Source organism: Sphingopyxis sp. (assembly GCF_016704835.1).
Lineage (GTDB): Bacteria > Pseudomonadota > Alphaproteobacteria > Sphingomonadales > Sphingomonadaceae > Sphingopyxis.
Genome location: NZ_JADIZJ010000016.1, coordinates 1 through 10,405, shown reverse-complemented (window position 1 = coordinate 10,405; position 10,405 = coordinate 1). Strand labels below are relative to the sequence as shown.

Below are 10,405 nucleotides of genomic sequence, written 5' to 3'. Positions count from 1 at the left end.
AGGTCGGCGCTGCCCTTCTCGCTTCGCCGGAACTGGCGCGCGAAGTACTCGATCTCGTAGGCGCCTTCGATGTCCGTCTCGTCCTGCCCAAGCGGCTGTTCGGCCCGAAAATCGCGATCGGCGGCCCGGACCGTCATCATCGCGAGCGGTTTGCCCCGTGCGTCGCGTACGGTGCCGAACACCCTGCGCGCCGGATCTTGCGAGTCATCGACGGCGGCGTACTCGATGCTAAGGTCAATCTCGAGCGGGCTCGGCGCAGTGGGCACGGCGGGGCTCTCTCCGAGAGCCCGCACGCCCTCGACCACGCGAATGAACAGCTCGGTGGCATGGGCCTCTGCTTCGGCATCCAGCACGAAATGGATCGTGTAGCGACCGCCCGAATCGGTCACCGCTTCCGCGCCGAGCAATCGTTCCTTGCCGGACCTTCGATCACGTGCATACGCCCGAACGATCAGCCCGGCGAGCGGACGATCGCGCAGATCGCGGATCGTTCCCCCGAGAACGGCGTTCTTCGCTTGCTTGGTGTCCATCATTGAGCCTCCTTCAGGGTTCGTGTTGCAGGGCTGACTGGTCCGACACAGCGCGATCGGCGCAGGCGTTGCAAGCCCAGATCCGATCCGGTGCCGCCGATTCGCCGACCCACCGGACGCCTGCCACGACACCGCACGAATCGCACGCGGCGGGGGCGACCTCGGCAATGCACCACGTCCATACTCCGCCCGGTCGCAAGGCAGAGGTCAGCGGAGCCTTGTGCCACCGCTTCGCGCGATTGAGATGGAGCCACGTCAGCTTGACTCCGGAGATCTCCTTGGCACCTTCGAGAATGCGGTTCTCGTCGAGTTGCCAGGCGCCCTTGTCTGCCACGGCGAACGGAATGCCGCACTCGCAGCACATTGCGCCGCCATGCGGCAGGTCTTGCCATGGGCCCGGTCTCTTCATCAAAATCGCATCTCCAGCTGAACAGCCGGAACAGGTGCTGGTGCACCGTCGCGCCGCGGCGGTACGAACGTATCGACGGCGCCCGCCGCACCAGCCGCTCGTGATGGCATGTCAGCAAAGATCTGCAGGCCTGGCATTGCCGCACGCGTCTGCCAGAGGTTCGCGGCGCAACTCGGACACATCGGTGCCGTCACGCCGAGGTACAGGCGCCCCGAGGCGTCTCGTGACGTGCGCAGCAATGTATGCCCGAAGAGCTTGACTTCCGCGTCGGCGCCTCGCACGAACGCATTTCCGTTGACGCCCGGAACTTCCAATGGCTCGAGCGGCGGCGGCAGTTCATCGAATGTCGGGGCACGGACACGCCCGCCGGGCGTCTCGATCGCTGCGAGTCCGGTGCCGCTGCGATCGACACCGCTGCGAGTTGTTGCATTCACCGCCGCCCCGTCGACTTCGCCTTGCAATGTTGCCTGCACGCCGCTGGTTGCGCGCGCCTCGGCATCGGCCCGCGCGGCAGCGAGTCCGGCACGTCGCTCGGCTTGCGCCGCTGCGTTGCGCGCGAACGGCCCGCCCATACGCCCCCCTACCGCTTCACCCGCTTCTTCCAGGGCCGTCACGCCTCGACGGACGACCGCGCTGGCGGCCCGCGCCGCGACTGCCGCACGGGCCTCAGACGTGGCAAGGCGGTACCCGACGCGAGCGACCGCCTGACCGGCCGCCGAGCTGACAACGCGCGCCGCAATGGCGCGGCCGACGCCGGTATTTGCGATCAACTGACCTGCACCGGCGAAGACACCGCCGGCAATCCCGCCGATGACGGCGGACGTGGCGACATTTCGCAGCGTGATCGGTCGGCCATCGACGCCTGCTTCGACGATCTCTCCGACAGCCCCTGCCACCATGCCGCCGATCACGCCCGCAACGATCGGGCCGGCGAGACCACCCGTCAGGGCGGTCACGCCGACGCCGACGACGACGGCGGCAGCCAGACCGAGTACCTTGCCCCAGCTCCATTGGCCGTTCGAATCGGTCATCACCGTGGGCCGATTGCGCACGTAGCCATAGAGGTTCAATCCATCGACCGTGCCAGCGATGTCGCACGCCGTCCATCGACCGAGCCACGGCGCGTAATAGCGGGCACCGTGGCAATACAACCCACTCTCTTCGTCCCGTTCCTTTCCCGTGTACCGATAGCGCTTCGCCGTCTCCGTCTGGCTGCGCACCGCTTGGTAGGTCGAACTTCCGTACGGCGCGTACTCTTCGTAGGAAACGATCTGCGCGCGCTCATCCAGTTCCAAGCACGCCGAGCCGAGGTGGTTGCCGAACTGGTATCGGATGAGCCGTTGCGGTGCGGGGTCGGAGGCGGCGCTGCCGAGCGTGCGCATCTCGACGAGGGCGATGCGCTGCTGATCGTCCATCACGTGAAGCGTCTCGCGCTCCAGCGTGGCGGTGCCGGCACCGATAGGGCCGGCGTGCCTGCGGAAGATCTCGAAGCCCCCCAGGTAGATGCGCTCTTCGGCGCGGCCCGACGCCTGCTCCCAGACCTTTCGCACGCGCTGTCCATAGGCGTCGTAGACATAGTGGGCGGTGCCGCCGCCTCCCAGATCGGTCCGGCGCATCCGGTCCCTGTAGTCCCAATGCACGTTCGGTCCGCCCGCGCCGCCGCCGAGCTGCGGCATGCGCACCATGTTGCCGTGCACGTCGTATGCGTGCGGCTCTGGCAGCGGGTTTGCGCCGTCCTCGTTCAGCGTGGTGCTGCTGAGCCGATTGCTGACCCTGAACAACGCACCGCCGCTGCCGTCTTCGATCAGACTGCCTTCGGCATGATCGTGGACGCGCGTCCAGCCGGCATGCGCCGGGTCGCTGCCGCGGTGCTGCATCTGCAGGATGTTGCCGGCTGCGTCGTACACGTAACGTTCGACGTACGTGCCCAAGGCGTTGCCGTTGCCGGGGTGGTCAAGCCGCGTGTGGAACCCATTCTGGCCGTCGGGTGCGGTCGACGGATTGCGGGTGCCACCCGCCTGCTGCCCCAGGTGTTCGCGGCCGCCGGCTTGAATCAGCCGGTACAGCGCGTCGTAGCTGTAGTCGTTGCTTGGCTCGACCCGCTGGTTGCGGAAATGGACGGTCTGCTGTGCGTCGTCCCGGATGTGTGTGATGTTGCCGGCGGGGTCGAAGGTGTAGTGCAGGTTTTGCACTTGGCGGCCGGGCCACCCGGCGATCGGAGCCTGTGGGTCGTCGCCGGGAAATGCGACCGCGTCGCGCCGCGTCAGCAACTGCGTGAGGCGGAAAGTGAATGGGTCGTAGCTGTACAGCGAGCTTGCGCCGTTCTTGTAGTCAATGCGCAGACGCTGGCCCTTGGCGTCATGGTCGATGTTGGCCACGCCCACGGGTGACGGCGCTTCGATCACCGGATCGATTAGCGTGCCGGGTTCTGCCGCGCGGCCCAGCCAAACGTCCACCCGCCGTAGCAGGTTGGCCGCGATGAACACGGGCTGGATGACGTGGCGCGCGGCGCGCGGCAGGCTGCTGTGCGGCGCGACGATCTGTACGGGCCGGTTCAGTGCGTCGTAGCGCGTGCTGCCCTCGAAAGTCTCGTCATCGAGTCCCGGGTTCCGCAGCCAGTCGGGAACGACTGTGTAGTCGCTAACGAGGCGCCGCGTGCTGTGGAGCAGATTGCCCTTGAAATCGTAGGCCGCGGTCGGGCTGCCGTCGGCACCCCAGGCGCGCATGGGTGGCGATGCCAGCGGAATCGAAATGGCGGTAGATGCGGGTGCGCAGGTTGAGTGCTTCCGCGGTGGCGAGGCTCTCGCCGTATTCGATGCGGTCGATCAGCGTGTCGCGATTCAGCGTGCGCGGGTCCGAAGCCGCGTCGCCATTGGCGATGGTGCCGCGCACGGTCTGCTCGAGCGGGCGGCGCAGCGCGTCGTAGCGGGTGCTGAAGTCGTGGCCGCGGCTGTCCCAGGTGCGGATGGGCTTCCCGGCGACGTCGTTCAGCATCCAGCGCGCGCCCGCTTCCATGCTGCTCTGATGGATGCGGCTGCCAAGCATGTCGTACGCGTACAGCATGACGATGCGCTGTTCGACAGCGCCCATCGGCAGGTGGTTGACGGGCAGCCGGCGTTCGTCGCGCACGGCGCGCTGGTTCCCTTCGATATCCAGGTCAACGCGGGTAGCGAGGCTCTCCTCGGTGCCGTCGAGGTCGTGCCCGGCGCAGACGACGCGGTTGCTCGTGATGGTCAGGAATGGTCGGCCCATCGCATCGGCGTGCGCGGTGGTTGGGGTGTCGGCATGCGCCGCGGCGCGCACGGCGGCATTGCGCTCGTCCTGGCCCAGGGCACCGCCGATGCGCTGCGCGTGCCAACTCTGCCAATTTGCCGGCTGCGCCGCGAAGTACTCGGCGACGGTGGCTGCGATGTCGGCGTCAGTTCGCGGGTCGCCGGTCTGCGTGTTGCGCGGCGCGCAGGTGTCGTTCACGTCGTGGGTTGTCTGCTGCCAGGCGTCGAAGACGACCTTCTCGTAGGTGTGGTTCGGGTGCAGCGTGGCGACGACGCGCCCGACAGGGTCGTAGAACAGGACAGGGCTGACGCCGACCTGCGTGCCGAACTCGAAGCCGTGCGTGGCGCTGAAGAAAGGTTCGTACTGGCGGACCGGCTTGCCCTTGTTGTTGTAGATGATCCAGCCGCTGCCGACCCAGCGCGGGCTGACCATCAGCCCACCCGCCGCCACAGGGCCGGGCTCGGCCTGCTTCTTCTTCTGAATCTCGCGGCCAAATCCGTCGGAATGGGAGTACTCGAGTTGGATCCGCAGGCCTTGCGGCGGCAGCGGATCGCTGCCGTGCGTCTCGCGCGCGAGCGTCGCTGTGCAGGCGGGTTGCCACTGCGTCGGGTTGTCGGGACTGGCCTGTTGCGTGCGGCGAAAGCGGTCGAGGTCGTAGACGATGCGCGTACTCGCGTCCTGCAACAGCACCGCGGCCTGGGCACCTGGGTCCGCCGCATCGAACCAGGCGTCGATCTGCGCCGGCGTGAGGTCGGCGACGAAGCCGGCCAGCGTGTCGCCTTCCAATGCCGCCGGCAGCGGCTTGCCCATGACGGCGGTGCCGACCACCAGGCCCAGGGTGTCGAAGGCAATTTCGGTCCGATTCCGGTTCGGGTCGCTGACGCGGCACGCCTGCAGGACTCGGTAGTCGTTCACGTCCACCGAAGCGCGGTTGCCCAGCGCGTCGCGGGTTTCGACCACCAGCAGGTCATAGGCGTCGAAGTCGACGACCGCGTCGTGGCCGAACGGGTCGCGGTACCGGCGCGGCAAGAAGAAGTGCTGTCGCGCCCGCGTGGATTCGGTGGCCGCGTTGTCAGCGGGATTCGTGCTGAAGAAGGACAGTCCCGAGGGAATCCACCAATGGTCGTCGGGATCACTCGCGGGGAAGCGGCCGTCGGCCTTGAGCGCCTGGCTTTGCAAGTAGCCGCCCCGGTTGCCGGCCTGGCCGCCGAGTACCGTCGAGGGGTTGGGCAGCAATGCTTCGGGCGGTTGGCCTGCGAGCGGGCGTTGGAAGACCTGCGTGAGCAATCCGGGTGTAAAAGCGAGCTTGCAGCTTTCTCCCGGAAGCGCGAGCGGGTGCAGTTCACCAAGCCGCAACAGGCCTGTCATGTCGTCTCGCCGGTAGAGCGTGCGCAGCCATTCGATGGGGCGGCGGCGTTGATTGCCGGCGGCAGGGGCCTCGTAGGCGACTTCAGGGGCAGTGAACTTGTGCCGCAGGCGTCCGGGCGCGGCAGGGTCCGGCTCGACGAAGTCTGAAGCCTGAAAGCGACGAACGACACTTCCCGGCCCGGTGGCAGGCCCCGTGGCTGTGTAGCCCGTTAACTCGAAGGTGAGCGCCTCGCATGGGAGCGGATTGCGGTGCGTGTCGGGCGATTCGATCGCGTTGGTGACACGGTTTTCCGTGTAGGTGAGCAGTGCGGTGGTCTGCTTGGCTTGATCGCCTGCCTGCAGCCCCATGAGGCCGGGGTTGGGCACCAGTTGTTCGTTCCCCTGTTTGTCGACGACGTGAATTTGGGCGCGGCGCCCGTAGCCGATGGCGGCCTGCTTGAGCACATTGCCGACCTCGTCGACCTCCAGCGTCAGCGCGTGCTGGATGCGTGGATCCGCCGGGTTGCGCTCGTAGTGATAACTGAGCGCCTCGCGCGCATGAGTTAAGAAGACGGCGTGGCGGTTGGCGCCCCGGAACTGCAAGGCGCGAATGGTGAAGTTCTGTTCGGTGACGGTGTAGGGGGTGCGGGCGCGCTCAATCTGCTCGGGCGTGGCGTTCGGTCCGGCGTCGTCGGCGTAGACCTCCTGGCGCAGCATCGATCCCTTCAGCGCGCGGCAGGCTTCGCGCTCTTCTTCCAGGCTCAGGCCCGTGGGCAGCACCGTGTCCGGCAGCAGCAGGGCTCGGGCTTCAGCGTCGGTCAGGCCGGGTTCGCGGAAGTATTCGCCCTGGTCGGTGGCGTTGAGCAGGCCAGCGAAGAAGTCGGAAACATGATCGCGGCCGAGGTAGGCACCGGTGTGGAACCAGGTCTTGGTATGGACCGGCGGAACGTGCGATGCGGCGGCGATGTTGTCTGCCGGGACATTGCCGTCGGCCAGGGCTGCGAACTGTTCCGTGTCCCACTGCTCGACCATGCCGAAGCCGCGGAATTCGCGCTCCTCGCCATCGAAGTAGCCGTGGTGGTAGGCATGGCTGGTGACGAAGCGGTTGCGGCTGATGTGGTCGAAGGTTTCGACGCGTTCAACCACGTGCACCGGAAATGGTAGCCGGGTGATCCAGGGCTTGCCGTCGCGCCTGTCCTGCAGATAGAACTTGGTCGAGGGCGCGTAGTCGACGCGAGTTTCGGCACCAAGGTTGTTGATGGTCTTGACCAGCAGGTGGGGCTTGCGCCCGCCCATCAGGTTCACGTAGCGCATCGGCCGCCTTGCATCACCCGGCAAGGGGGACGACCAGACCAGGCAGGCGGTGCCGTTGCCGAGCAGGTCAGTGGGCACGATGCTCACCAGGTCATCGATGCGCGGAAATACCTTGAGGAGGTTCGGCTGGCTCCAGCTATTGCCCGACTGGTTGAAGTACAGACGCACACCGTCGCGGTGCAGGTAGATGATGTCGGTGGTACCACTGCCGTCGATGTCGGCCAGGCGGATGCGCTTGCGGTCGAACTGGTCCGGGTTATCGAACCAGGGCGCGTTGTCCATCGTCACCTTGGCGCCGAAGCGGCCATAGCCCAGGTTGGGCCAGTAGCAGACTTCGCCGTTGCGGATGCGGACGATGTCGGTCAGGCCGTCGCCGGAGAGGTCGGCCAAGTAGATGGACTGGGTACCGTCGGCGAAGACGATGCGTGGGCCTTTCTCCTCATCGAGCGCCCGCGCGACATGCCGGGCGGGGCCGAATCCCTCTTCGGCGAGCGAGGCGTGCCAGACGAAGGCGTCGTGCTCGGTGATCAGCACGTCGGCATGGCCGTCGCCGTCGAGATCGACGAACTTGAGATTCGGGTCGCGTAGCTCGCGGTTCAGGCGCGAGGTGAAGGGGCGGAACGGCTGCCAGCCTTCGGCGTCGTCGTGTTCGTATAGTCCGGGCGTCGGGCCGTCCATGACGACGACGTCGGGTTGGCCGTCGCCGGCCAGGTCGATAATCTCCGCTCCGCCGCTCAGGGCAACGTTGGGTTTGAGTGCAACCGATTCGAGCGAGGCAAACTTCGCCTTCACGACCTCGCTGCCGTCGGGCAGTTTATCCGGGATCGGGCTCAGGTTGCGCTTGTAGAACCAGGCACCGGCCTGCTCGCTCAGGATGCCGGGGATGCCTTCGCCGTGTAGGTCGGCCCATCGATAGGCAGTGCCGTCCAGGCCGATGGGGAGGTTTTCCAGGCTATCAGGACCCACGTCCTCCACTTTGTCCTGGACGATGGGCTCGGTGTATTCGAATTCGACGGGCGGCAGACTGGCCCTGTAATAGCCGCCGTTGTTGCGGCGATAGCCGGTCTGAGTGACCGAGTGCAGAAAGGTGTAGACCGGGTTGCGGACGTCCGTGGGGTCGACTTCGTCCGAGTACGTGAAATCGGTCGAGCGCACCTGGCAGTCGCGCTCCACGCCCGTCTCACCCGGGAAGTGGTGGAACATGAGGACGCGCTGGCACAGGCGCGTGGTGCGAACCTCGAATCCAGAGCGATAGGAGGAGAATGGGTCCGGCCGGTAGGCCCATGCGCCGGCATCGTTCGGCTGGGGGGCTGCCCCATCATGTTCGCCATAGTCAAACACCACCTCGAACATCCAGTCGGCGTTGGCGATCTGGGTGTCGATCTTCGCCTTGTCAAGGAAGTGCGGGCGTTGGCCTGCATTGTCGAGCAACGGTAAGCGATTGCCGTAGTGGATGCGCTTGAGGTAGCGGTTGGCCGTTCGGCACGTGTCGTTCTGCGGACCGCGATTGCGCTCATGGGCCTTACTGAGATCGACTTTCTGCCCGTCTTCCGCCTTGTAGCGGTAGAACACGGCGTTGCCCTTTTCGTCACGCGTCTCACAGATTATCCAGGTGAAGATGCGGCTTGCGTCGAGCGGGTCGACGATGCGCGAATTCGCATCGAACCCATAGACGGCGAGGATGTTGTCCTTGGAGATCGAGCGCCAATGAACGTCGCTTGGCGAGCCGATCCTGCTCCAGCGCTCGATGCGGGCGAAGAGCCCATCGATACGCGGCCGGTAGCGGCGTACGCGGTAGCCGTCGATCTCGTCCTCGTGAATTACCAAGCGACCTGACGGGTCGCGTACCCAGAATCCGGCGGGGTCGCGCTTGTAGCCGGGATGGCCGGCGACCCAGATTCCATCGGGGTCTTGGCGATAGACAGGCACCAAGTCTTCGGCGCCTGAAAGAATGAAGACGTCCGAGTCGACGGCGTCGAGGTACTGCGGCAGCCCCTTGTCGGTCTTACGCGTAATTGACGGTAGGGAGAGATTCCAGCCAAAGCCAAACGGGCCATTGCCGGCGCCCGAATCGTAGGACAGCGAAAGCTGAGGTCCAAAACCCGAGCGCCCCGGACTTGTGGCGATCGGTACCGACATCGAACCGGTACCGGTAACCGGATTGGCCGCAAACTTCTCGCCGATGCCCTTGATGGCACCGCCACCTTTAGGCAGCTGAAGCGTAGGAGCGGAAGCGAGCGACGATGTTTCGCCTTTGCCTTCAGTAGATTGCTTTGCGTCTTCGAGCCTCACCGGACACGCCTCCGACTACTGCAATTTGGCTCGGCTAGCACGAGTACTGCTCAATGCTGCGTTTCTGAGTTAGAGCAAATGGCATTGCCTTCTCCAGGTTGGAGTCTTGATGCATGAGGATGGAGGACTCGTGACACGTACTACTTCGGCTGACACCAAGAGGCCCGGATACTGTGCGATCCAGCGCCATTAAGATCGCATACAGCTTATCGTATGGCATATACTCGCCGCATCATCTAAATGGATGATGGCTGACGAACGAGGTAACCGATTGCACGGCACCTCTCGGTGTTGCCACCTGTAGCGATGTCACGAATTGCCAAATAATTGGCTGGAGGGACGGGCAATGGACGATCATCACGATCTGGTTCGCTTAGCTGGCGAACTATTTCCGGGTGCCACAAACCCCAAGTTTTCACCGAGCGCGGTTGATTCGATAGCGGCTAGTCGTCAGTCCAAGAATAGCCAAGACCCCTGGTACCGTCACGCCACGCATCATCCGGTCAGCGACGGAGGTTCTGGAGCCTCGCAAGCAAAGTGTCGGTCGTGCAGGAAACTTCATCCAGGTTGCAATTTTCCGGTGACGGGGCGCAATCAATGTTCCGAATGTGCATTCCTGGATGACTCGCATCTCAAACCAGGCCAGATCGACCAATTCGTCGAACTTCTACTCCCACATCGTGCGATCGGCGGGGTTGTCGAGCAGGCCCTGCATCAAGTCCATTCTTCGCACGTCGCGTGCCATTCTTTTGAAGAATGACGCGCTTGTCGTCGGCTGCGATGATCGAGGGCAATCCTATCTCAAGAACGCCAATGTTCTGACCGTAGCCAAAGGCTATCTGCATTGCAGTGACCCAGTCTCTCAACCACGGTTCCTTGCGGCCCTTGAGAAGACGGCACGCACGGGCCGGGCTGCGAATCTTCTTGTCTGTCCGATCGGGCATCCAGAGCAGCGGTTCAGTATGACCCTTGTGAAAATGCAAGATCGGAAAACAACTTTTCAGAACGGCGATAACTCCGCGTGTTTCAACATCCTGTCTGTGCTTTCACCTCTGGACCAGCGGAGGTTCGCCACAGTAAGACAACTCATGGAATTGTTCGCGCTGTCTGCCTCGGAAGCGCGTCTCACCCGCGCCCTCTGCCAAGGGAACTCGCTCGAAGAGTATGCCAGTGATCAGGGATTGAAGTTACCTACCGTGCGTACACAATTACGATCGGTCTTGGCCAAGACCGAACCGGG

Annotated in this window: 4 protein-coding genes and 1 pseudogene; 1 reads left to right on the top strand and 4 read right to left on the bottom strand. The window is 64.6% G+C overall.

The genetic code is table 11. The features are described 5' to 3' along the window. The 4 genes from IPF76_RS14830 to IPF76_RS14815 form a co-directional block, all read right to left on the bottom strand. The coding region (locus IPF76_RS14830) for a hypothetical protein (protein WP_293845628.1) at positions 1 to 533 on the bottom strand (533 nt) is incomplete at its 3' end. Between the two features lie 10 nt (positions 534 to 543). After that, complete coding sequence (locus IPF76_RS14825; protein ID WP_293845626.1) at positions 544 to 939, bottom strand: hypothetical protein; 396 nt, start codon at positions 937 to 939, stop codon at positions 544 to 546. Beyond that, positions 939 to 3,665 (bottom strand): RHS repeat-associated core domain-containing protein, encoded by a 2,727-nt coding sequence (locus tag IPF76_RS14820; RefSeq protein ID WP_293845623.1) that lies wholly within the window; start codon positions 3,663 to 3,665, stop codon positions 939 to 941. Before IPF76_RS14820 ends, IPF76_RS14825 begins: the two co-directional genes overlap by 1 nt. Further along, on the bottom strand, positions 3,580 to 9,165 hold the full coding sequence (locus tag IPF76_RS14815) for a SpvB/TcaC N-terminal domain-containing protein (protein WP_293845620.1): 5,586 nt from the start codon (positions 9,163 to 9,165) through the stop codon (positions 3,580 to 3,582). The genes IPF76_RS14820 and IPF76_RS14815 overlap by 86 nt, the downstream gene beginning before the upstream one ends. A 620-nt stretch (positions 9,166 to 9,785) precedes the next feature. On the opposite strand from IPF76_RS14815, the pseudogene IPF76_RS14810 reads away from it, so the two are divergent. After that, positions 9,786 to 10,405 (top strand): annotated as a pseudogene (locus IPF76_RS14810) (hypothetical protein); the annotation flags it as partial.